Annotated in this window: 23 protein-coding genes; 11 read left to right on the top strand and 12 right to left on the bottom strand. The window is 67.7% G+C overall.

Annotation, left to right across the window (positions count from 1 at the left end; translation table 11 throughout):
• Positions 1-150 precede the first annotated feature (150 nt).
• From Q0812_RS09670 to Q0812_RS09655, 4 genes are all read right to left on the bottom strand, one after another.
• Positions 151-420, bottom strand: a complete 270-nt coding sequence (locus tag Q0812_RS09670) for a hypothetical protein (RefSeq protein ID WP_302110116.1) — start codon at positions 418-420, stop codon at positions 151-153.
• 83 nt (positions 421-503) lie between these two features.
• Complete coding sequence (locus tag Q0812_RS09665; RefSeq protein ID WP_302110115.1) at positions 504-1211, bottom strand: pirin family protein; 708 nt, start codon at positions 1209-1211, stop codon at positions 504-506.
• A gap of 68 nt (positions 1212-1279) precedes the next feature.
• The gene (gene aroC / locus Q0812_RS09660) at positions 1280-2353 is read right to left on the bottom strand and encodes a chorismate synthase (protein ID WP_302110114.1); all 1074 of its coding nucleotides are present in this window, start codon (positions 2351-2353) and stop codon (positions 1280-1282) included.
• 33 nt (positions 2354-2386) lie between these two features.
• Positions 2387-3022, bottom strand: coding sequence for a J domain-containing protein (locus Q0812_RS09655; RefSeq protein WP_302110113.1), 636 nt, complete (start codon positions 3020-3022; stop codon positions 2387-2389).
• A 152-nt stretch (positions 3023-3174) separates the two neighbouring features.
• Here Q0812_RS09655 and Q0812_RS09650 point away from each other — a divergent pair, with 152 nt between their 5' ends.
• Positions 3175-3612 (top strand): YciI family protein, encoded by a 438-nt coding sequence (locus tag Q0812_RS09650; protein WP_302110112.1) that lies wholly within the window; start codon positions 3175-3177, stop codon positions 3610-3612.
• Positions 3613-3655: 43 nt separating this feature from the next.
• Positions 3656-4324, top strand: coding sequence for a pyridoxamine 5'-phosphate oxidase (gene pdxH / locus Q0812_RS09645; RefSeq protein ID WP_302110111.1), 669 nt, complete (start codon positions 3656-3658; stop codon positions 4322-4324).
• Here the strand turns inward: pdxH and Q0812_RS09640 are convergent.
• Positions 4315-4935 (bottom strand): TetR/AcrR family transcriptional regulator, encoded by a 621-nt coding sequence (locus tag Q0812_RS09640; RefSeq protein WP_302110110.1) that lies wholly within the window; start codon positions 4933-4935, stop codon positions 4315-4317. The genes pdxH and Q0812_RS09640 overlap by 10 nt on opposite strands.
• A gap of 80 nt (positions 4936-5015) precedes the next feature.
• Complete coding sequence (locus Q0812_RS09635) at positions 5016-5660, bottom strand: AAA family ATPase (protein WP_302110109.1); 645 nt, start codon at positions 5658-5660, stop codon at positions 5016-5018.
• A gap of 125 nt (positions 5661-5785) precedes the next feature.
• Between Q0812_RS09635 and Q0812_RS09630 the strand changes: the two genes are divergently transcribed.
• Together Q0812_RS09630 and Q0812_RS09625 are read left to right on the top strand one after the other, a co-directional pair.
• Positions 5786-7411, top strand: coding sequence for a long-chain-fatty-acid--CoA ligase (locus tag Q0812_RS09630; protein ID WP_302110108.1), 1626 nt, complete (start codon positions 5786-5788; stop codon positions 7409-7411).
• Between the two features lie 11 nt (positions 7412-7422).
• Positions 7423-8190 (top strand): DUF1499 domain-containing protein, encoded by a 768-nt coding sequence (locus tag Q0812_RS09625; RefSeq protein WP_302110107.1) that lies wholly within the window; start codon positions 7423-7425, stop codon positions 8188-8190.
• On the opposite strand, the gene Q0812_RS09620 is transcribed toward Q0812_RS09625, so the two are convergent.
• Complete coding sequence (locus tag Q0812_RS09620; protein ID WP_302110106.1) at positions 8161-9051, bottom strand: MBL fold metallo-hydrolase; 891 nt, start codon at positions 9049-9051, stop codon at positions 8161-8163. The genes Q0812_RS09625 and Q0812_RS09620 overlap by 30 nt on opposite strands.
• Before the next feature lie 66 nt (positions 9052-9117).
• Between Q0812_RS09620 and Q0812_RS09615 the strand changes: the two genes are divergently transcribed.
• On the top strand, positions 9118-9264 hold the full coding sequence (locus Q0812_RS09615; protein WP_302110105.1) for a hypothetical protein: 147 nt from the start codon (positions 9118-9120) through the stop codon (positions 9262-9264).
• On the opposite strand, the gene Q0812_RS09610 is transcribed toward Q0812_RS09615, so the two are convergent.
• Entirely contained in the window at positions 9261-9662 is a 402-nt protein-coding gene (locus tag Q0812_RS09610; protein WP_302110104.1) for a TIGR01244 family sulfur transferase, read from the bottom strand. The genes Q0812_RS09615 and Q0812_RS09610 overlap by 4 nt on opposite strands.
• A gap of 109 nt (positions 9663-9771) precedes the next feature.
• On the opposite strand from Q0812_RS09610, the gene oppB reads away from it, so the two are divergent.
• Together oppB and Q0812_RS09600 are read left to right on the top strand one after the other, a co-directional pair.
• On the top strand, positions 9772-10695 hold the full coding sequence (gene oppB / locus Q0812_RS09605; RefSeq protein WP_302110103.1) for an oligopeptide ABC transporter permease OppB: 924 nt from the start codon (positions 9772-9774) through the stop codon (positions 10693-10695).
• Entirely contained in the window at positions 10692-11597 is a 906-nt protein-coding gene (locus Q0812_RS09600) for an ABC transporter permease (RefSeq protein ID WP_302110102.1), read from the top strand. The genes oppB and Q0812_RS09600 overlap by 4 nt, the downstream gene beginning before the upstream one ends.
• 8 nt (positions 11598-11605) lie before the next feature.
• On the opposite strand, the gene Q0812_RS09595 is transcribed toward Q0812_RS09600, so the two are convergent.
• Complete coding sequence (locus Q0812_RS09595) at positions 11606-12139, bottom strand: hypothetical protein (RefSeq protein ID WP_302110101.1); 534 nt, start codon at positions 12137-12139, stop codon at positions 11606-11608.
• A 78-nt stretch (positions 12140-12217) separates the two neighbouring features.
• On the opposite strand from Q0812_RS09595, the gene Q0812_RS09590 reads away from it, so the two are divergent.
• Together Q0812_RS09590 and Q0812_RS09585 are read left to right on the top strand one after the other, a co-directional pair.
• Positions 12218-13855 carry a peptide ABC transporter substrate-binding protein gene (locus tag Q0812_RS09590; RefSeq protein WP_302110100.1) on the top strand — a complete coding sequence of 546 codons (1638 nt, stop codon included), beginning with the start codon at positions 12218-12220 and terminating at the stop codon, positions 13853-13855.
• A 216-nt stretch (positions 13856-14071) separates the two neighbouring features.
• On the top strand, positions 14072-16987 hold the full coding sequence (locus Q0812_RS09585; protein WP_302110099.1) for a TonB-dependent receptor plug domain-containing protein: 2916 nt from the start codon (positions 14072-14074) through the stop codon (positions 16985-16987).
• 96 nt (positions 16988-17083) lie between these two features.
• Here the strand turns inward: Q0812_RS09585 and Q0812_RS09580 are convergent, their stop codons facing one another.
• Complete coding sequence (locus tag Q0812_RS09580) at positions 17084-18343, bottom strand: class I SAM-dependent RNA methyltransferase (protein ID WP_302110098.1); 1260 nt, start codon at positions 18341-18343, stop codon at positions 17084-17086.
• Between the two features lie 163 nt (positions 18344-18506).
• Here Q0812_RS09580 and Q0812_RS09575 point away from each other — a divergent pair, with 163 nt between their 5' ends.
• Entirely contained in the window at positions 18507-19112 is a 606-nt protein-coding gene (locus Q0812_RS09575; protein ID WP_302110097.1) for a glycine zipper 2TM domain-containing protein, read from the top strand.
• 208 nt (positions 19113-19320) lie between these two features.
• Here Q0812_RS09575 and Q0812_RS09570 read toward each other — a convergent pair whose 3' ends face one another.
• Both Q0812_RS09570 and Q0812_RS09565 read right to left on the bottom strand, forming a co-directional pair.
• Entirely contained in the window at positions 19321-19941 is a 621-nt protein-coding gene (locus tag Q0812_RS09570; RefSeq protein WP_302110096.1) for a helix-turn-helix transcriptional regulator, read from the bottom strand.
• 91 nt (positions 19942-20032) lie between these two features.
• Positions 20033-20299, bottom strand: coding sequence for a DUF6894 family protein (locus Q0812_RS09565; RefSeq protein ID WP_302110095.1), 267 nt, complete (start codon positions 20297-20299; stop codon positions 20033-20035).
• Between the two features lie 158 nt (positions 20300-20457).
• On the opposite strand from Q0812_RS09565, the gene Q0812_RS09560 reads away from it, so the two are divergent.
• A complete protein-coding gene (locus tag Q0812_RS09560) occupies positions 20458-20817 on the top strand; it encodes a hypothetical protein (RefSeq protein ID WP_302110094.1) in 360 nt (119 codons plus the stop codon).
• Positions 20818-20820 lie beyond the last annotated feature (3 nt).

The raw sequence follows: 20820 nt of genomic DNA, 5'->3' as shown, positions 1-20820 counted from the left end.
GCGGCGGCCCCAGCCGAACCCGGTACCACCTATAACGAGACCACCGGGCGAAGGCCCGGCGCTCCGCCGCCTCTCCACCCCAACTCCGCAGCCAAAGGCGCGGGGGCGATCAGCCGTGTCTCGTCCCTGCCGAAGGCGGGGAGGGGCTGCTCAGTCGTCGGTCCGGTAACGGCGGCAGTCCTCGCGCGAGCCGTCGCGGACGCGGCGCTCGCAGGCGCGGCGCTCCTTGCGCATGGTCTCGGCGTCCGATGTGGTGACGGCGTCAACGCCCGCGCCCACCACCGCGCCGGTGGCGCTGACCCCCGCCCCTACGACGGCCCCGGCCACGCCGGCGGCGGCGCCCACCAGGCACCCTGAAAGCGCGGGGGTCATGGCCATGAGAGCGGCGGCGATGGCGAGGCGGCGGGCGGTCGGCGTCATGATCAGGTCTCCGGTCCCGCCTGTGCTAGCGGGGGAAGGTTAACCGGACCATGACGCCAAACCGCGCAGGGGCGCGTCCCCGCCTAGCGGCAGTCCACCATGACCAACTCAGCATCCTCAAGGGCGCGGACGGTTATGTGGTCGACCTCGGCGATGGCCGCGCCGTCGCGAGCGTTCGCCCTGACGCCGTTGATCTCGACCGCGCCGGTCGCCGGCACCAGATAACCACGGCGGCCGGTCAGGTCGTAGTCCAGGCTCTCGCCGGCCTTAAGCGTCGCGCCCAGCACGCGGGCGTCGGTGTTGATGGGCAGGGCGCCGTCGTCACCTTTGGCATCGCCATCCCGGCCGCTGGCCAGGATCGCCCAAGCGCCGGAGCGGTCGGCCTTGGGGAAGGGCTTCGCGCCCCACGAGGGTTGCGCGCCCGGCCGGTCCGTCTGGATCCAGATCTGGAACAGGGTCGTCGTCTCGTCCTCGAGATTGTACTCGGCGTGGCGCACGCCAGTGCCCGCGCTCATCACCTGGACGTCGCCGGCGCCGGTGCGGCCCTGGTTGCCCATGGAGTCCTGGTGGGTGATGGCCCCCGTGCGGACATAGGTGATGATCTCCATGTCGGCGTGCGGGTGCGGAGGAAAGCCGGACTTGGCCGCGATCTCGTCGTCGTTCCAGACGCGCAATGCGCCCCAGCCCATGCGGCTGGGGTCATGGTAGTTGGCGAAGGAGAAGTGGTGCTTCGCCTTCAGCCAGCCGTGGTCGGCGCCGCCGAGGCTGTTGAAGGGCCGGATGTCGATCATGGGTGTCTCCCTGAGGATTTCGCCTCAGATAGGCATGCGATCTGGTAATGCAACAGACTCGGTTACGGTCATCCCATTTGACCCCGGTGGCGCAGCTTGGCGTCAGCCAGCACGCACAGGGCCATGGCCTCCACCACCGGCACGGCGCGGATGCCCACGCAGGGGTCGTGGCGGCCCTTGGTGCGCAGCTCCACCTCCTTGCCCCCCGCATCGATGGAGCGGCGCGGCGTCAGGATCGACGAGGTGGGCTTGAAGGCCACGCGCGCCGTCAGGGGCTGACCCGTCGATACCCCGCCCAGCACGCCGCCAGCATGGTTGGAGAGGAAGACCGGCCGCCCGTCCTCGCCTATCCGGATCTCGTCGGCGTTCTCTTCGCCACACAGTTCCGCCGCGCCGAAGCCGGCCCCGATCTCCACCCCCTTGGCGGCGTTGATGGACATCAGCGCGGCGGCCAGTTCAGCGTCCAGCTTGCCATAGACCGGCGCGCCCCAGCCCGCAGGCACACCGTCCACAGAAAGGTCGACCACCGCCCCCAGCGACGAGCCCGCCTTGCGCGTCTGATCCAGCAGCGCTTCCCAGCCCTTCGCCGTCTCCGCATCGGCGCAGAAGAAGGGATTGCGGCTGATCTCCCGGGCGTCGAACCGCGCCGGGTCGATGCGGCTGGACCCGATCTGGGTCACCGAGGCGATCGCCCGGACATCCGGTCCCAACACCATCTGGGCCACGGCGCCCGCCGCCACGCGCGCGGCGGTCTCCCGCGCCGAGGAGCGTCCGCCGCCCCGCCAGTCGCGCACCCCGTACTTGGCCTGCCAGGCAAAGTCCGCGTGGCCGGGCCGAAAGGCCCCCGCGATCTCATCATAGTCCTTCGACCGCGCGTCCTCATTTCGGATCAGGATCGAGATGGGATGGCCGGTGGTCACCCCCTCGAACACGCCCGACAGCACCTCGGCCGCATCGCTTTCGCGGCGCTGGGTGACGAAGCGCGAACCGCCAGGTTTCCTGCGGTCCAGGGCGCTCTGAAGCGCCTCGGCGTCGAACGTCAGCCCCGGTGGACACCCGTCGATGACGCAGCCGATGGCCGGGCCGTGGCTCTCGCCCCAGGTGGTGACGCGGAACAGGTGGCCGAAGGTGTTGTGCGACATGGCCGCATCGATAGCCCGGCCCCGGCGCTGGGGCTAGGCGGCGGCCCAGGTCTGGCGGAAGGCGTGCAGACGGGCGCGGCTGACCGGCGCGCGCTCTTGGGCGGGGTCTGCCTCGATGACGGCCATCAAGTCGCCCTGGGGCCGGGCGCCAGCGGCGGGCAGGCCGAGCCCCGGCAGGCGCAGGCGAGCGGCGTCGCCCTCCGTGGGTGGGACCCAGACCTCACGCGGACCAAAGGGGGTAATCAGGCGGCGGCGGCCGCCGCGCGCCAGCTCGGAAGGCGCGGCGCTGGTGACCAGCCACAGGTCATCGCCCAGCACCCACAGGCCGTCCTCGGCGATGATGCGCACCGGCAGCACCGAGCCTTTCAACCGCACCCGATCGCCCTGGCGCAGGCCGGGCGGCAGCCCCAGGTCTGCATCGCCGAAGAGGGCCTGGCGCGGGCTGAGGCTGAGAATCTCGACAGGCTGCTCCGCAATGGGCGCCGAGGCGGCCAGGAGAAGGCGATAGGCCTCGACCATGCGGTGGAAATCGGCCGGATCGCCCCCGGCGTCGGGATGGACCCGCTTGACCGCCAGACGGAAGGCGCGCGCCAGGTCTTCGGGCGTCGCGGCGCCGTCCACGCCCAGCCGGGCGCGGGCGTCGTTGAGGAGGTCAGGCGCCGCGAGCATGGCCCCAGCTTCACCGCAGCGAGGGTCAAGACGGGGTTAATCGCGGCTTCACCACAAAAATCTTCGCGGAATTGTCGGGCCGCCGAGCCGCTGTTCGACCTTGGGGCGCAGGGCCGATAAACAACGGCTGGAAGGAAGAGGAGATAAGACTCATGCGCGTCATGGTGATCATGGAAGGCAACCGTCACACCGAGTCCGAGGCCCAGCCCTCGGAGGCGCTGATGCGCGAGATGATGGCCTTCAACGAAGAGCTGACCCGGGCCGGCGTCATGCTGGCGGGCGAGGGCCTGAAACCGACCAAGTACGGCAAGCGCGTGCTGTTCGACGGCGACAAGGCGCCCATGGTGGTCGACGGACCCTTCACCGAGGCCAAGGAGATCGTGGCGGGCTTCTGGATCTGGCAGGTCGACAGCGTCGAACAGGCTGTGGAGTGGGCCAAGCGGGTGCCCAACACCGATGGCTTCCACACCGGCGTTCAGATCAGGCCCATCTTCGGCATGGAGGATTTCGAGAACATCACGCCCGAGATCATCGAGCAGGTGAACCGGCTGAGCGCCGAGACCGGCAACTACGCCGCTGAAAAAGCCTGACCCGAGCCTGACGCCAGGCCCGCTGGGCGCTATAGGCGGGGTCATGGTCAAGTCCGTGATCCCGCCCAGCCCCTCGGCCGATGACTATGCCAAGGCGCACGACGCCAACGCCGACGAAGCGATCTTCGGCCGCGACGATCCGATGGGGCTGTTCGTCGAATGGCTGGCCGAGGCGCGCCGGACCGAGCCGAACGACCCTAACGCCATGGCCCTGGCCACCAGCGGCGCCGACGGCCTGCCGGACTGCCGCATGGTGCTGCTGAAGAACGTGGATCCGGCGGGCTTCGTCTTCTACTCCAACGCCGAGAGCGCCAAGGGCCTGCAGCTGGCCGTCAATGCTCAGGCGGCCCTGCTCTTTCACTGGAAGTCGCTGCGCCGCCAGGTGCGGGTGCGCGGACCCGTCGAGCCGGTGACGCCGGAGGAGGCCGACGCCTATTTCGCCGAGCGGGCGCGGGACAGCCGCATCGGCGCCTGGGCGTCCGACCAGTCGCGCCCGCTGGAGGGCCGTTTCGAGCTGGAGCGACGCATCGCCAGGTACGCGGCCAAATACCTGACGGGCGACGTGCCCCGACCCCCGCAGTGGACAGGCTGGCGTATCCGCCCCCTGCAGATGGAGTTCTGGCGCGACCGGCCCTTCCGCCTGCACGACCGGCTGCAGTTCACGCGCGAAGGGCTGGACAGGCCCTGGACCCGGCGGCGGCTCTATCCCTGAGGCGTGGCGTAGCGCGCCAGGAAGGTCTCGGCCGCCTCGTCGCAGATGTCCTCGACCGCGCGCGTCGAGCGCCCCCCCTCTCCCACGACCAACGGCACGAAGAACAGCGGGTGTTCGATCATGCCGAGCAGCTGCCCTGCCGCCCAGGAGGGCTTTGGCGTCTTCAACTGACCCGACGCCTCCAGCTCTTTGATGGCGCGCACCAAGGCGCTGCCGATGCGCGCGCGACCTCGCTCGTAATAATGCGCCGCCATGCCGTCGAAGCGGGGGCGCTCGGCCACCACAAGCCGGAAAATGGACAGAACGAAGGGGTCGCCCATGAACCGGCCGTACAGTCGCGCGAAATGGGTGATGCGCGCGCCCGCGTCTCCGTCCAGCGCCTGAACCGCATTCATGCGCTCTTCGAACTCGAGCGCGGCGTCCTCGATGACGGCCTGGAAGAGATCCGCCTTGCTGGCGAAGAACTGGTAGAGGGTGGCGGTCGAGACAGAGGCGTCCCTGGCGATCGCCTCCATGCCGGTGGCGCCGTAGCCTTCGTGCGTGAATTTGCGCCGCGCCGTGCGCAGGATGTCCTGGCGCCGGACGTCCTCGAAGGCGGCGTGGGCGGTCATGGGAGGGAGGATGCGACGGTCAGCTGATCGTTAAAACGGCGTAATGTTACTTAGGAGTCCGAGGTACAGACAAGCCGTTCTCAATCCAGACCCACCTTGCCCGCCACCAGTGGATGCGCCAGCACGGCGGCCAACAGCGCGTCCACATGGGCGGGGTCTGGGAATCGTACGCTGTTCCCTTTGTCGTGGATCACGACGTCCGTCAGATTTCGACAGGGCTCTATCTGGCGCAGATAGGCGGGCCGGACCGTCTCCAGATACTGCTCGGTTACGGATTGGACCGAGCGGCCGCGCTCAGCCTGGTCCCGCAAGAGGCGCCGGATGAAGCGGATGTCCGCCGGAGCGTCCACAAACACCCTAAGGTCGAACAGGTCCGCTACCTCTGGCGTGCACAGCAGGTGCAACCCCTCGACGATAATGACCTCGGCCGGAGCGATCTCGTCGCTCCAGGGCAGACGGCGATGGTGGACGAAGTCGTAGCGCGGAGCCTGGATGGTCTCTCCGGCCTTCAGCCGTCCGAGATCGGCGGCAAGCCTCGCGTGATCCCGCGTCTTCACGTCGTCGAAGTCCCAATGGGCGGGGTCCACGCCCTCGGGCAGGTCGAAATAATAGGCGTCCTCGCCCAGCACCGCGGCTCGGGAGCCCAGGCGCGCGGCCAGGCGCCGCGCCAGGGTGGTCTTGCCCGAGCCGGAGCCGCCGACGATGCCGATGAGCAGGTGCTGCATGGGGCGGGCTTGTGGCCCAGCCGGTCTTCTGCGTCAAAGCTGACGTTACGGCGCCGTTTCCAAAAAGCGATCCCCGGCATAGGTTTGTCAGCGGGGGCGGAACGCATGGAGAAATGAGGGCGCGCATGCAGGGTTTGATGCAGGACTGGCCGCTTACGGTCGACCGGATCCTAGACCACGCCAAACGCTGGAACGGCGCGCGTGAGGTGGTGACGCGCTCGGTCGAAGGACCGCTGGTGCGCACGACCTATGCGGAGATCCACGACAGGGCCAAGCGCGTGTCGAACGTGCTGAAGGGTTGGGGGATCAAGACCGGCGATCGCATCGCCACCCTGGCCTGGAACACCGGCCGCCACATGGAGGCCTGGTACGGCATCATGGGCATCGGCGCGGTCTGTCACACGCTGAACCCACGCCTGTTCCCCGAGCAACTGGCCTACATCATCAACCACGCCGAGGACCGGGTCATCTTCACCGATCTGACCTTCGTGCCTCTGCTCGAGGCGGTTCTGCCCCACTGCCCGACCGTCGAGCGGGTCGTGGTGATGACGGACGAACTGACCATGCCGGTCTGCAAGCTGCCGCGCGCCGAGTGCTACGAGGCCCTGCTGGCCGACGCTTCGGCGGACTGCGCCTGGGGCGGCTTCTCAGAGGAGACAGCCTGCGGGCTCTGCTACACCTCTGGCACGACCGGCGATCCCAAGGGTGTCCTGTACTCGCACCGGTCGAACTTTCTGCACACGCTAATCACCTTGCAGGCCGACGTCATGGGCGCCTCCAGCAAGGATGTGATCCTGGCGGTGGTGCCGATGTTCCACGCCAATGCCTGGGGTCTGGCTTTCAGCGCCCCGGCCGTCGGCGCCAAGCTGGTCATGCCGGGCGCCAGGATGGACGGCGCCTCGATCCACGAACTGCTGGAGACCGAGGGCGTCACCTATTCCGCGGCGGTGCCGACGGTCTGGCAAGGCCTATTGCTGCACCTCCGCCAGACCGGCGCCAAGCTTTCGACCCTGAAGAAGGTCCTGATCGGCGGCTCCGCCGTGCCCGAGGCCATGATCCGCATTTTCCATGACGAGTACGGCGTCGAGGTGGTGCAGGGCTGGGGCATGACCGAGACCTCGCCCGTCGGCACCATCGGCAACATGAACCACGAGTACGCACACCTGCCGTTCGAGGAGCAGGTGCAGCACCGCGTCAAGCAGGGCCGCCCACCCCTGGGCATCGACCTGAAGCTGAAGAACGATGAGGGCCAGACCCTGCCGCATGACGGCCAGACCTTCGGCCGGCTGATGGTGAAGGGTCCAACCGTGGCCGCGCGCTACTTCAAGAACGTGGGCGGCGACATCCTTGATAACGAAGGCTATTTTGACACCGGCGACGTGGCCACCATCGACGGCCGCGGGTACATGCAGATCACCGACCGCGCCAAGGACGTCATCAAGTCCGGCGGCGAGTGGATCAGCTCCATCGACATCGAGAACATCGCCGTCGGCCACCCCAAGGTGGCGCTGGCGGCCGTGATCGGCGCCCCGCATCCGAAGTGGGACGAGCGGCCCCTGCTGCTGGTCAAGCTGCACGAAGGTCAGACGGCTCAGCCGCAGGAGTTCCTGGACCACCTACAGGGTAAGATCGCCAAGTGGTGGATGCCGGACGCTGTTGAGTTCGTGGACGAAATTCCGCTGGGCGCCACAGGCAAGATCGACAAGAAGATTCTGCGCGAACGTTTCAAGGACTACCGATTCCAGGGCTAGAGGGCTCGCAGATGCCGAAGCCGGAACAGAGCTCAGGACCGCTGCCGCTGCTGGCGGCGCTGGCCGCATTGTCGCCGCTGATCGTGGCGGTGGCGGTCGTGGCGGTGCGCATGGGCGCCCTGGATTGGCGAACGGCCTGGGAGTTGTGGGTGTGGACCGCCGCCTGGTGGCTGTCCTGGCTGGGCGCGGCGGCAGCCGTTGTGGCCGTGATCCTGATGCTGAAGGCGCCGCGGGCTCGATGGGGCTGGGCTCTGGTGGCCTTTGGGCTGGCGGCTGCGACGCTGGTTGTGTTCGTCCAGGGTTGGCGCGCGCGGCAGTCGCTGCCGCCGGTGCATGAAGCCGCTACCGACTGGGATGAACCGCCGCAGCCTTCGTCGTTGATCCAGCGGGAACGCGGCAGCGCCTCCACGCCGGTGGAGAATGACCCCGTGATCGGCGCCGAGTTCGGCGCGCCCTGGGCTGGAAGGCGCGTGGCCGAAGTGGACGCCGAGACCTGTCGTGGGCCACGGCCGGTGATGAGCCAGCTCGCTCCCGAAAGCGCCGCCGGCGCCCTGCGGGATGCCGGGGTCCGTGTCGTGTCCTCCGCCCCCTGGCGGGTGGAGGGGATCAAGGAAGGCATGTGGTTCGGCTTCACCCGGGATGTGATCGTCCGTATCCGGCCAGGCCGCACGGATGTTCGCGTCATCGGCCGCGAGGACCGTCACGATCAGGGCGACGCCTGCCGCCTGCTGACGCGGGTGACCCGCGAACTAGCCGAGCGGGCGGAAGCGGGCGGCTAGGGACAGCTTTCCGTCGCAAGCGGCCTGGTTCAGCTCCGTGAGCCGCTTGAGGTGAGCCAGCACGGAGAGGGATGCGGCCGGCCAAAGACGCCGGTCCACCTGGGCATAGAGAACGGGCACCATCTCGGCGACGGTGGCGTCTCCGGCGTGCAGGCGCTCTAGAACCTGGGTCTCCCGCGTAAGCCGGTGATCCAGATAGGCCTTCAGGAAAGGTTGAACCTCGCGGACCGGAGGACCGTGTGTGGGCCAGAGGGTTTCGAACCCCTTGGCCATGACCCGCTCGAGACTGGAGATGTAGGCGCCCATGTCGCCGTCGGGCGGCGCCACGACGGTCGTGGACCATCCCATGATGTGATCGCCGCTGAAGAGGGCGTTCTCCTCCTCCAGGGCGAAGCACAGGTGGTTCGAGGCGTGGCCTGGCGTCGCCAGCGTGCGCAGGGTCCAGCCTGGGCCCGACACGCGGTCGCCGTCCTCAAGCAACTGATCTGGCTGGAAGGCCTCGTCATAGGCCTCCTCGGCGCTGGCCAGGTCATGACCTTGGGGCGGCGGCGCGGCCAGCACGGGCGCGCCAGTGGCCCGGGCGAGGGGCCGAGCCAGGGGCGAGTGATCAAGATGGGTGTGGGTGATCAGGATATGGCTGACGCGCCGGCCCTCCAGCGCCCTCAGAAGCGCCGCAAGATGCGCCGGATCAGGTGGGCCCGGATCGAGGACCGCCACCGTATCGCCGCCGACGATGTAGGTCCCCGTGCCGGTGTACGTAAACGGTCCGGGGTTGCGGCAGGTGACGCGACCGATCAGGGGCGAGAGGGTCTCTAGCACCCCATAGGGAAGCTCGTCGCGACGGACGAAGGGGATGCTCACGGCTGTGCCGCCTGAGCGGCGCGGCCCTTGCGCCGTGGGCTCAAGAGTTCGCCCGGAGTCCCGATCATGGCCATTTCCACCGCCCTTTTCGTCTCAAAACGGCTCCAGCCCGTCGCCGTGGCGATCCTGTGTCTCATGGCAGCGCAGCTGGTCGTCGCCTCCTGCACGCCCGAGCCGGTCCCCTACGCCGCCCGCATCGCCATCGACCGCTAGAGGACGGCTGACAGGTCGTAACCGCACTGGGCCGCCTCGGCCAGGACGGCGTCGCGATGGCGGCCCGCGGCGATCTGGACGCCCGCCCAGGCCATGGTCGAGCGGGTGCCAGTGCGGCAGAAGCCCAATACAGGCCCCTCGGCGCCTTCGAGCAGCACGGCGACAGCCTGGACCTGGTCTGGGGTGGGTCGGCCGGTGATGGGCACGGCGGCATAGTCGAGTCCGGCTGCGCGCGCCGCCTCCTCGATCTCGGCGCCCGGCGGTTGGTCCGGAGACTCGCCCTCGGGGCGATTGTTGATGATCAGCACCGCGCCTTGTCGAGCGATTTCCGCAAGATCGGACGGAGACAACTGGGGCGCGGCCCAGAAATGGTCGGTGATGCGGCGGATATCGGCCATGGGCCTCTCCTTACGTTGACACCTGACAGGTGCAGTGGAAGGGTCCGGCGTGCAAGCCCGCCGCAGTTGTGCGGCGTATCGCGGATGGGCCGATGCCGAGTTTCGCCGGATGCTGAGATTCCTGTTCCGACGCCTGCTGGTGGCCATTCCCACCCTGCTGGTGGTCATCACCCTGGCCTTCTTCCTGATGCGCGCGGCGCCGGGCGGCCCGTTCGACACCGACCGCATCCTGCCCCCGGAAGTGGTGGCTGCTATGGAGGCGCGCTTCGGTCTCGATAAGCCGCTGCCGGTTCAATACGTCGAATACCTGGGCAATGTGGTCACCGGCGATTTCGGCCCGTCCATGAAGTACCAGGACAAGACGGTTCTGGACTTCATCAAGGAAGGCTTCCCCGTCTCGCTGAAGATCGGCCTGTCGGCCCTGATTCTGGCGATGGGGGTGGGCGTCACCCTGGGCAGCCTGGCGGCGCTTCGCCAGAACACGCCGGCGGACTATTCCGTGACGGCCATAGCGATCCTCGGCGTATGCGTGCCCACCTTCGTCACCGCGCCCCTGCTGTTGCTGTTGGGCAAGGCGGTGGACTGGGGTCTGCCCTCGGGCGGCTGGAATGACGGCGCCCTGCCCAACATGGTGCTGCCGGTCATCGTGCTGTCCCTGCCGCAGATCGCCATCATCTCGCGCCTCACGCGGGCCGGCATGGTCGAGGTGCTGAGGTCGAACTATGTGCGGACGGCAAGGGCCAAGGGTCTGTCGGAATGGACCATCGTCACCCGCCACGCCCTGCGGGGGGCGATCCTGCCGCTGGTTGCCTATCTGGGGCCGGCCTGCGCGGGGGTGATCACCGGTTCGCTGGTGATCGAGGAAATCTTTCAGCTGCCGGGCCTCGGCCGCTCGTTCATCATCGGCGCGCTGCAGCGCGACTATCCGGTCGTGATGGGGGTGGTGATCCTCTACGGCGCGCTGATCATCGTGCTGAACCTTGTGGCGGACCTTCTGACCGCCCTGCTTGATCCCAGGGTGCGCCTGTCATGACGGCACGCAAATACGCCATCGGGTCCGACGCCAACGCCCGCGCCATGGAGGCGGTGAAGGGCCGGAGCCTGTGGGATGACGCGCGCCGCCGCCTGTTCCGCAATAAGGCCGCCGTGACCGGCATGATCATCCTGGCGGTCATGGTGCTGGCCGCCCTGATCGGCCCCTATCTGCTGCCGAACGACTACAGCCACCTGAATCGCGACAACGTCTGGGCCTCGCCCGGCGAAGCCGGTTTCGTGTTGGGCACCGACTCGCTGGGGCGGGATCTACTGGCGCGCCTGCTGATCGGCCTGCGGGTCTCGCTGGCGGTGGGCGTGGTGGCCACGGCCGTGTCCCTGGTCATCGGGGTCATCTGGGGCGCCGTGGCGGGCTATGCCGGCGGCAAGGTTGACGAGCTGATGATGCGCTTCGTCGACGTGCTCTACTCCCTGCCCTTCATCTTCTTCGTCATCCTCCTGATGGTGACCTTCGGGCGCAGCTTCATACTGATCTTCGCCGCCATCGGGGCGGTCGAGTGGCTGACCATGGCGCGCATCGTGCGCGGCCAGACCATGTCCCTGAAACAGAAGGAGTTCGTCGAGGCGGCGCGGGCGGCGGGCCTCGGCCCCATGGCCATCATCGCACGGCACATCGTGCCCAACCTGCTGGGTCCGGTGGTGGTCTATGTGACCCTGACCATTCCCACCGTGATCCTGGTGGAGAGCTTCCTCAGCTTCCTCGGCATGGGCGTGCAGGAGCCGCTGACGTCCCTGGGCACCCTGATCAGTCAGGGCGCGCGCGACATGGAGATCGCCTGGTGGAGCCTGGTCTTCCCGGCGGGGGCGATGATCCTGACGCTCATGAGCTTCAACTTCATCGGCGACGGCCTGCGCGACGCCATCGACCCCAAGGACCGCTAGGCGCCGGCTCAGCGGATGCGCTCGACCCGCAAGGCCCGCTGGTCGTTTACATTGAGGAAGTAGCTGCCGAAGCCGGCGCGGCGCACGCGGATCGTATCACCCTGGCGCGGCGTGGTGCGAAGGCGCTCGTTGTCGATCTGGCGCCAGACCGAAGCGTCCTCCAGCGTGAAGACCCAATCGTCCTGGCCGTTGCGCGCCGCCGAGACGAGGGCCGAGGTGATCTCGGTCAGCTGCTCCGGCTCCGGCGCGCCCTCGCGTCGAAAGATGGAGCCCACATCCACCGACAGGCCGAACAGCCGCCGGTTCGTTTCCTGGATACGGGCCCGATCCATGACCACCACCTCGCCAGACTGGGTGGCGGCGCTGAGCGAGGCGGCGGCGGCGTCGAAACAGGCGAGCCGCTGCACCGGATCCATAACCTGACGGCAGCGCTCGATCTCGATGACGATGGCCGCTTCGGGCGAGGCAGGCGCCGACTGAGCAAGGGCGGGCGACGCCCCAATGAGCGCGATAAGCCCGATCGCCTTTGACGGAAGGTGCATCTGTGTCATGCCTCAAGAAGCCAAGAAGTGTAGCGGCCGCCCGCCGGCCGCGCGTGTCGCATTGAATGAGAGGCCGGCGTGTTGCGCAATCTCCTTCTCACCCTTTCCGTTCTGATGGTCATTTCCGGCTGCGCCCGCGAAGACGGGGCGCCCGCGCGTCCGGCCTGCCCGCAAGGCCAGCTGTGCCTTCACCGCGGCAACGGGGCCGAGCCGGTCTCGCTGGACCCGCATCGCAGTTCCGGCACCTGGGAGAACCGGATCATCAGCGACATGATCCAGGGGATGTTCGACTATTCGGCGGCGGGCGAGACCATCCCCGGCATGGCGGAAAGCTGGACCACCTCGGCCGACGGCCTGACCTGGACCTTCCGCCTGCGCGACGCCCAATGGTCGGACGGTCAGTCGGTGACCGCCGAAGACTTCGTCTACGCATTTCAGCGTATCCTGAAGCCTGAGATCGCGTCCCAGTATTCATACCTGCTGTACTTGATCCAGAACGGACGCGAGGTGAACGAAGGGACCGCGCCGCCGGAGAGCCTCGGCGCGCGGGCGCTTGACGCACGGACGCTGGAGCTGCGCCTGATCAACCCGGCGCCCTACCTGCCCGAGCTGATGACCCACTACACCTTCTATCCGGTGCCCAGCCACAAGGTGCGCGAGCTGGGCGACGCCTGGGTGCAGCCCGGCAACTACGTCGGCAACGGCGCCTACACCCTGGCCGAGTGGCGGCTGGGCGACCATGTGCGGCTGGTCAAGAATCCGCGATTCTGGGATGCCGAGAACGTCTGCTTCGATCAGGTCTACTTCTACCCCACGAACGACGCCACGGCGGCGGAGCGGCGCGTGTTCCGCGGCGAGTTGGACATGAACGCCGACATCCAGTCGAACCGGATCCAGTATTTGCTGGCTGATCCCGAAACGCGGCCGTTCGTTCATACTCACACCTACCTCGGCACCGCCTATCTGGCCTTCAACCAGGGCCCCCAGGTGCGCACCCCTGCCCTGCGCGACCGGCGGGTGCGCCAGGCTCTCGCCATGGCCGTGGATCGCGACTTCATCGCCAACCGCCTGCTCCGGGGCGGCCAGGTCCCGGCCTTCTCCTTCGTGCCGCCTGGCATGTCGAACTACGTGGAGAACGGCCCCAAGGCCTTCTATGCCGACTGGTCCCTGGAGCGCCGCCAGCGCGAGGCGCGCCGCCTGCTGGCCGAGGCGGGCTATGGCCCAGACAACCCGCTGCGCCTGGAGATCAAGCACCGCAATACGCCCGACCCCTCGCTGATGATGCCGGCCGTCCAGGCCGACTGGGCCGAGATCGGCGTACAGGTCCAATTGGTGCGCAACGAGGTGCAGATCGCCTATCAGTCCTATCGTTTGCGCGATTTCGACGTGGCCGACGCGGCCTGGGTGGCGGACTTCGACGACCCGAAAAGCTTCCTGGACCTACAATTGTCCACAACCGGTCAGCAGAACTACGGCGATTACGCAAATCCGGCCTATGACGCCCTGCTCCTGGCGGCGGATCGCGAACCCAATGAGGGCCGGCGCGCCCAGCTGCTGGCTCAGGCCGAGCAGATCATGCTCGACGATGCTCCGATTGTTCCGCTTTACTTCTATGTGAACAAGAACTTGGTCTCGCCCCGCATGACAGGCTTCGTTGACAATCTGGTCGACCAGCATCGCACGCGCTGGATGTGCCTGCGCAACCGAGGCCAGTAGCCGCTCGCCAGACCTTGCGGCGTTCGCACGACGCCGATGTGGCAAAGCTGTGACAGGGGTCGCGGAACCCGGTGAGCAAAAAGTAATGCGCATTGACCGGATTCGCGGTCCCTTCGTATCGTCAGAATAACCGTCAGTGCGGACTGGCGGTCGATTCTTGCTTCGGCGGGGGGAGGGACCCGGTGTCCTTCACGCCAGGCTCTGGAGGACTGGAACTTGAAAACCCAAACCGTTCGCGGGCGTCTGCTCGCTTCCACGATGATCGGCGGGGCGGCGCTGATGGCGCTGTCGTCCGCTCCGGCCTACGCTCAGGACGGACCGACGCAGGTCGAGGCCATCGTGGTCACCGGCTCGCGCATTGCCCGCCAGGACTACATCGCCAACAGCCCCGTCGCGACCGTCTCGGAAGAGCGCATCGAGGCGACCGGCACGGTGAACGTCGAGGCCATCCTGAACACCCTGCCCCAGGTGGTGCCGGGCTTCTCGGCCAACTCGAACAACCCTGCTGACGGCACGGCCACGGTCGACCTTCGCGGTCTGGGTCCGCAGCGCACCCTGGTGCTGCTGAACGGCCACCGCATGACCCCGGCCACCAAGGCCTTCTCGTCTCCCGACCTGAACACGATCCCCGCCTCGCTGATCGAGCGCGTGGAAGTGGTCACCGGCGGCGCCTCGGCCGTGTACGGCTCCGACGCCCTGGCCGGCGTCGTCAACTTCATCATGAAGGACGACTTCCAGGGCCTGGAGTTCCAGACCCAGTACGGCATGAGCTCGCGCGGCGACGGCGAGACCTTCACGCTGAACGCGCTGATGGGCGCCAACTTCGACGGCGGCCGCGGCAACCTGACCGCCTTCGCCGGCTACTATGACCGCGACGGCGTGCTGTCGACCGAACGCGACTGGGCGGCCGTGGCCACCAGCGCCAACGGCTCGCTGACCGGCCTGCGCGGCCGCTTCGACAACGTGGCGCTGAACCCGTTCACGTCGCAGCCCACCGTCGCGGGCTGCGCCAGCAGCGCCTCGTCGCCGAACATCACGTTCCGCAACAACGGCACGACCGCCTTCGGCTTCTGTAACGACCCGATCGCCGGCGACCCGGACAGCATCATTACGGACCGCTACAACTTCGCGCCGACCAACTATCTGTCGACGCCGGCCGAGCGTCTGAACCTGGCCTTCCTGGGCAACTACGACATCACCGACAATGTCGGCCTGCGCATGGAAGCCTTCTACACGGACAGCCGCAACGCCAACCAGCTGGCCCCGACGCCGCTGACCGCCGCCTTGATCCCGTTCGACAACATCTTCGTGACGCCGTCGATCGCGGCCGTCCTGGCCGGTCGTCCCAACCCGACGGCCGATGCGGTTTACCGCCGTCGTATGGCCGATGTGGGCGCGCGCCTGCAGACCCACAACAACAAGACCTTCGACTTCACGACCGGTCTTGATTGGGACATGGGCTCGGGCTGGAACGCGGATGCGACCTACACCTATGGCCGCAGCGAGTTCACCGACACCACCTTCAACGACATCTCGCGTTCGCGCTTCGCGGCGGCCACCGAGGGTCTGTCGGACGGCGCCGTGGCGCCGACTGTCGGCAACCCCAACGGCAGCTGTAGCGCGGCCACTCTGGCCATCTTCCCGGACTGCGTGCCCTACAATCCCTTCGGCGACGGCGCTCGTCCGCAGGCGGCTCTGGACTTCATCCGCCAGAACTTCACCGACAACACGATCTTCGAGCGTCATACCTTCAACGCCAACCTGACCGGCAGCGTCATGACCCTGCCGGCCGGCGACGTGGCGGTGGCGCTGGGCTTCGAGCGTCGTGAAGACAGCTTCTCGTTCAACCCCGACGCGGCCCATGCGGCCGGCGACATCTTCGGCTTCAACCAGGAACGCGCGGTGACCGGCTACTACGCCGTGACCGAGTGGTACGGTGAGGCCCTGGTGCCGCTGTTCCGGGACGTGCCGTTCGGCCAGTATGTGGGCCTGGAGCTGGGTGTCCGCTATTCGGACTACACCTCGATCGGCCCGGTCCGCAGCTACAAGTTCGGCGGCGAGTGGCAGTTCAACGACGACCTGCGCCTGCGCGGCATGTATCAGCGCGCCTCGCGCGCGCCGAACCTGTTCGAGCTGTTCCAGGCCGGCGACCAGGGCTTCCCGCCCATGACCGACCCCTGCTCGACCGTGATCGTGACCAACGGCAACCCGAACAACGGGCCCGGCACGGCGCTGGGCGATCCGGCGGTTCGCGCCTTCTGTACCGCCCAGATGGGCTTCGACCCTGTCACGGCCGGCTACGTCCAGCCGAACAGCCAGATCGAGTCGTTCTTCTACGGCAACCCCGATCTGAGCGAAGAAGTGTCGGACACCTACACCGCCGGCCTGGTGTGGAGCCCGTCGTTCATCGACAACCTCGACATCACCCTGGACTGGTACGACATCTCGGTTGAGGACTACATCGCCCCGCTCGCCGGCGGCGCGACCGGCACGATGCAGGCCTGCTTCGCCAGCCTGAACGCCGCCGGCCCCGAGTGCTTCAACTCGAACATCGGCGCCCTGGTCTATCGTGACGCCACGTCCGAGCTGAAGGTCCGCACCTACAACGTCAACGTCTCGCAGCTTGAGACGGACGGCGTCGACCTGACGGTCAACTATCGCGCGCCGATGGGTTGGCTGGCTGGCGACAGCGGCTTCTTCGGCGACACGCTGCGTATGAACCTGATGGTCAACTTCCTGGGCTCGTACGTCCTGGACGGCATCGACTACAAGGGCACGATCGGGGCGTACAACCTGAACATCGGCCTGCCGGATTGGAAGGCGAACCTGAGCCTGGGCTACGACTTCGGCCCGGTCGAGGTGAACTGGACCTCCATGTTCGTTCCGAGCATGGCTGACCAGGGCGATATCTTCGAGGGTGCCGGTTCCTACCCGGGCGTGGACTCCTACACGATCCACGAGCTGCAGGGCCGCTGGGCGATCAACGACACCGTCGAAATCTACGGCGGTATCCGGAACCTGTTCGACCAGGATCCGCACCTGATCACCAACGCGCCGGACGGCAACACCGACCCGAACCTGTACGATGTGCTGGGCCGGTACTTCTACATCGGCGGCCGCCTGCGCTACTAAGCGCCGGACGACTACCGGATAAGACGGAGCGGCGGGCCCTCGGGCCCGCCGTTTTCGTTTGAGCGCAGGAACGTCTCGGGACTGGGCGGGACTGGCTCAGCGCCGGAAGACGCCCACGACCTCCACATGGGCGGACCACAGGAACTGATCGACAGGCGTGACCTCATCCAGCCGGAACCCGGCCTCGATGAGCGCGCGGGCGTCGCGGGCGAAGGTCGAGGGATTGCAGCTGATCCCCACCACCGTGGGGATGTCCGACTTGCCGAGCTCCATTGCCTGGGCAAGACCTCCGGCGCGGGGCGGATCGAACAAGGCGCCGTCCACGCCCTTCAGCTCAAAGGCGGACAGCGGTTCGCGGAACAGATCCCGCGTCATAGCGCGGATGGGCTTCAGGCCCGAGGCGTGCGCGGCGCCCCGTTCCAGGGCGGCGATGCCCGGCGCCCAGCTATCGGCGGCCAGCACCTGACCGGTCTCGGCAAGGCGGAAGGCGAAGGCGCCCATGCCGCAGAAGAGATCGGCCGTTCGCCCGCAACCCTTGAGCGCCTGAACCGCCAGTTCAGCCATCGCCGTTTCGGCGGCCTCCACCGCCTGGAGGAACGCCCCTGGTGGCGGGGCGACCAGAGCCTGCCCAAAGCGCACGACTGGCTCTCGCGCCTGATAAAGCGCCTCCCCTCCCAGCGTCAGCCGGGCCAGATCGGCGGCGGCGGCGGCCGCCGCGGCGCGCACGCGGCCATCTCGGGACAGACCGCCGCTTTTGCGCTCCACCCCCGTCACCTCCACGTCCAGACCCGTCTCCGTCCAGGTCACATGCAGCGTGGGCGCGGACTTCGGATGCTCCAGGAAAGGCGCCGCCACCTCGCGCAAGGCCGGAAAGGCCGCCTCGATCTGACGGAGGGCGACGGGACACCGCTCCACCTCCACCAGCCGCCAGGACCGACGCGCCTTGAAGCCCAGCAGGACGCGACCGTTCTGCCCCCTGCGCGCGTGAAGCCCCAGACGCCGCCGCGAGCCGGGCCGACAGGGGATGGCCGGGCGCACCTCGGTCTCTATGCCCTCGCGCGCCAGTAGATGCCGCACGCGATCCGTCTTCCACTGCAGATAAGGCCCGGACGCCCAGTGCTGCAGCGAACAGCCGCCGCACTCACCGTAGTGAGGCGAGGCCGGGGTCTGTCGATCCGGGCTGGGACGCAGCACCTCGACCAACTGGCCGCGATCGCCCTCCACCTGGGCCAGCACCCGTTCGCCGGGCAGGGTCAGGGGCACGTGGATCCGGACGCCGCCCTGCATGATCGCCAGGCCGTCGCCCTGAGCGCCGAGGTCTGTGATCTCCAGATCTTCAAGGTCGGGGGCGGTCATGGCGTTGGGCTTTGGCCCCAATCCCGTCCTCGCGCAACATGAACGAATATGAACGCCCTGCTCAAAGGCCGTTCAGCTTCGCTCCTCTAGAAAGGTCAGCAACGGAGGAGATCGCCGGGCGTTACCGGGCCAGACCCTCCGCCAGACAGACGGGAGCTGAGACATGACCCTGCGTTCAAATCTTCTTAAGGGCGGCATGGCCGCCGTCATCGCCGCCGGCGCCCTGGCGGTTCCGGCCTTCGCCTCGGCCCAGAGCTATTACGGCGGGCAGACCTATCAGGGTCAGGCCTACTACGATCCCTGCACCCGCGACGCGCGCACCCGCGCCACGACGGGCGGTCTGGTCGGCGCGGCCATCGGCGCGGCGGCCGGGTCCTCCATCGCCAGCCGCGGCGCCCGCACCGAGGGCGGCGTCCTGGGCGCTGTGCTAGGCGCGGCCATCGGGTCCAGCGTCGGCCGTAACCAGGCCGCCTGCACGCCGGATCCGCGATACAGCGGCTACGACTACAACAACGGCTATTACAGCTCGACCAACCCCTACTACGACCGCTCGTCGAACTACGGCTACGGCTATGACCGGTACGGCCGCGACGATGACCGGTACGGCCGGGACTATGACCGCGGCTATCGCGTGAATGACCGCGGCTACGCCGACACCGATCAGTGCCGCCTGTCGGACAGCGTCATCCGCCTGCCCGACGGCCGCACCGAAACCCGTTACGTGCGCGTCTGCCCTGACGAGTACGGCCGCTATCGCGTCGTCGATTAAGTTTCAGCCCCCCTGTCGATCGACGACGTGATCGAAGCCCCCCGTGCGTATCTCGGGGGGCTTCTTTCGTTTCGACGGCTAGAGCCAGCGTCGCGGCAGCCCCCGGGCGATGACGTCCGCCAACCAGCCCAGAAGGTTCACCCGTCGCGGAGGCGCGGCCAGCCTCGCGCGGCGTCCTCGCCCCATGAACATCCGGACCACCATGGCCTCAGGGCACGCGATAGCGGCTGGCGAGGCAGATCAGCTGCTCGCGGCTCGAGACGCCCATCTTGGCGTAGATGCGCCTGATGTGGGTGCGGGCCGTCTCGATGGTGATCGACAGCGCCTGGGCCAGGCCGTCGGCCGTCAGGCCATCCATGAGACATCTGAGAACGCGCATCTCCGCAGGCGTCAGCTCATAGACATTGCGCAAGTCGGGCAGAAGGAAGCGCCCGGTGTCGCTGAGGCTGTATGCGGTGACGCCGAGCAGAACGGGTTCTCCCGGCGCCCGCATCGTTCGCCCTCTCAGCACCAAAGCCTCGCAGTCGCCAACGGGTGGCAGGACTATGGCGGTCCCAGAGGCCGCGGCGCCGAGTTCGTCCAGGCTACGCTGCCAACGTCGGTCGGCGCAGGCGAGACGGCCGCCGCTGAGCGCCAGCTGACGCCCCTGATCCAGCAGATCGCGGGCCGCGCTATTGGCCCAATGCAGCCGCAGCTCTCGCGGGGTGCAGAGGATAAAAGCCGTTTCCCACTGCCGAACGGACTCGGCGAGTGCGGCGGCCACGCCATGGTCGGTCAGACGGCCAGGCGCGGGCTCTTCCCCCCTGAACCTGACGGCGATCGTGCCCATGCCTCGTTCCCCCATTCCGCCGACGCCGGCTAGGCCGCCCGCAGAACGTCGATATACCTCGGGTTGAGTATGGAGTCACGCTATGGTGGCGTCATTGCCCGCTTGAGTTGTATTCCAGTCGCACTGTCAGAACGGCGGCCCCAGCCTCATCCCGCACCGTGACCTGACTGGCGTCCGCGTCTTCCGCGCCCATGTCGACGGCGTGTTCTGCGGCGGCGTGAATCGCGGCTCGCCGGACGTCGGGCCCGGGCTTCAACCGCAGTCCCGTCGCGTCCCGGCGCACTCGACCGCGCCAGATTAGATCAAAGAAGTAGCGCCGCTCCTGCTGCGGGCCGGCGCCGTGAGGTGGTTGAGCCATGGCGGATCACGCTGTGTCATGCCCAGTAGCGCATGCGGATTGGCTCTAGGGTAGCGGCCAGCCCTCTTCTCGCGAAGTACATATTCCATTTACCGCAACCGTCCGCCGTTTCTTAAGCCGGGACGGGTAAACCTCTGCGTGTGGAATGGAGAACTCCCATGCGAGCCCTTGCGATAGGATCGGCACTCGTCCTCGCGCTGTCCAGCGCGGCCCATGCCGACATTCGTATCAGCATTCGCGCCAACGTGGCCGTGCAATGTGGCGTGGCCGGCGTGCAGGCCAGCGGATCGCAGCTGATGATCCAGACCTTCTGCAACACGCCGAACTTCAGCGTGGTCCTGACAGGGCCTGACGGTCAGCCGATGATCGTCTCGGCCCAGTCGGCCCAAGCGCAGGTAGGCGTTGGCGCTGGGCAACTGAACGTCCAGCTGCAACAGCCCGGCTTTCAAAACATCGCCGTCACGCTTGAGGAACCGGCCGATGCGTCCCTGGTGGCGGTGGACCTGATCCCGGGCTGACGA

Source organism: Peiella sedimenti, assembly GCF_030504955.1.
GTDB lineage: Bacteria > Pseudomonadota > Alphaproteobacteria > Caulobacterales > Caulobacteraceae > Brevundimonas > Brevundimonas sedimenti.
The sequence above is the reverse complement of the archived record's forward strand: the minus strand, read 5'-3'. Positions and strand labels throughout refer to the sequence as shown.

Excerpts from the sequence above, each read along its gene's own strand:
- Q0812_RS09670 (WP_302110116.1), bottom strand. The coding sequence starts at position 420 with ATGACGCCGACCGCCCGCCGCCTCGCCATCGCCGCCGCTCTCATGGCC.
- Q0812_RS09665 (WP_302110115.1), bottom strand. The coding sequence starts at position 1,211 with ATGATCGACATCCGGCCCTTCAACAGCCTCGGCGGCGCCGACCACGGC.
- aroC (WP_302110114.1), bottom strand. The coding sequence starts at position 2,353 with ATGTCGCACAACACCTTCGGCCACCTGTTCCGCGTCACCACCTGGGGC.
- Q0812_RS09655 (WP_302110113.1), bottom strand. The coding sequence starts at position 3,022 with ATGCTCGCGGCGCCTGACCTCCTCAACGACGCCCGCGCCCGGCTGGGC.
- Q0812_RS09650 (WP_302110112.1), top strand. The coding sequence starts at position 3,175 with ATGCGCGTCATGGTGATCATGGAAGGCAACCGTCACACCGAGTCCGAG.
- pdxH (WP_302110111.1), top strand. The coding sequence starts at position 3,656 with ATGGTCAAGTCCGTGATCCCGCCCAGCCCCTCGGCCGATGACTATGCC.
- Q0812_RS09640 (WP_302110110.1), bottom strand. The coding sequence starts at position 4,935 with ATGACCGCCCACGCCGCCTTCGAGGACGTCCGGCGCCAGGACATCCTG.
- Q0812_RS09635 (WP_302110109.1), bottom strand. The coding sequence starts at position 5,660 with ATGCAGCACCTGCTCATCGGCATCGTCGGCGGCTCCGGCTCGGGCAAG.
- Q0812_RS09630 (WP_302110108.1), top strand. The coding sequence starts at position 5,786 with ATGCAGGGTTTGATGCAGGACTGGCCGCTTACGGTCGACCGGATCCTA.
- Q0812_RS09625 (WP_302110107.1), top strand. The coding sequence starts at position 7,423 with ATGCCGAAGCCGGAACAGAGCTCAGGACCGCTGCCGCTGCTGGCGGCG.
- Q0812_RS09615 (WP_302110105.1), top strand. The coding sequence starts at position 9,118 with ATGGCCATTTCCACCGCCCTTTTCGTCTCAAAACGGCTCCAGCCCGTC.
- Q0812_RS09610 (WP_302110104.1), bottom strand. The coding sequence starts at position 9,662 with ATGGCCGATATCCGCCGCATCACCGACCATTTCTGGGCCGCGCCCCAG.
- oppB (WP_302110103.1), top strand. The coding sequence starts at position 9,772 with ATGCTGAGATTCCTGTTCCGACGCCTGCTGGTGGCCATTCCCACCCTG.
- Q0812_RS09600 (WP_302110102.1), top strand. The coding sequence starts at position 10,692 with ATGACGGCACGCAAATACGCCATCGGGTCCGACGCCAACGCCCGCGCC.
- Q0812_RS09595 (WP_302110101.1), bottom strand. The coding sequence starts at position 12,139 with ATGCACCTTCCGTCAAAGGCGATCGGGCTTATCGCGCTCATTGGGGCG.
- Q0812_RS09580 (WP_302110098.1), bottom strand. The coding sequence starts at position 18,343 with ATGACCGCCCCCGACCTTGAAGATCTGGAGATCACAGACCTCGGCGCT.
- Q0812_RS09575 (WP_302110097.1), top strand. The coding sequence starts at position 18,507 with ATGACCCTGCGTTCAAATCTTCTTAAGGGCGGCATGGCCGCCGTCATC.
- Q0812_RS09570 (WP_302110096.1), bottom strand. The coding sequence starts at position 19,941 with ATGGGCACGATCGCCGTCAGGTTCAGGGGGGAAGAGCCCGCGCCTGGC.
- Q0812_RS09565 (WP_302110095.1), bottom strand. The coding sequence starts at position 20,299 with ATGGCTCAACCACCTCACGGCGCCGGCCCGCAGCAGGAGCGGCGCTAC.
- Q0812_RS09560 (WP_302110094.1), top strand. The coding sequence starts at position 20,458 with ATGCGAGCCCTTGCGATAGGATCGGCACTCGTCCTCGCGCTGTCCAGC.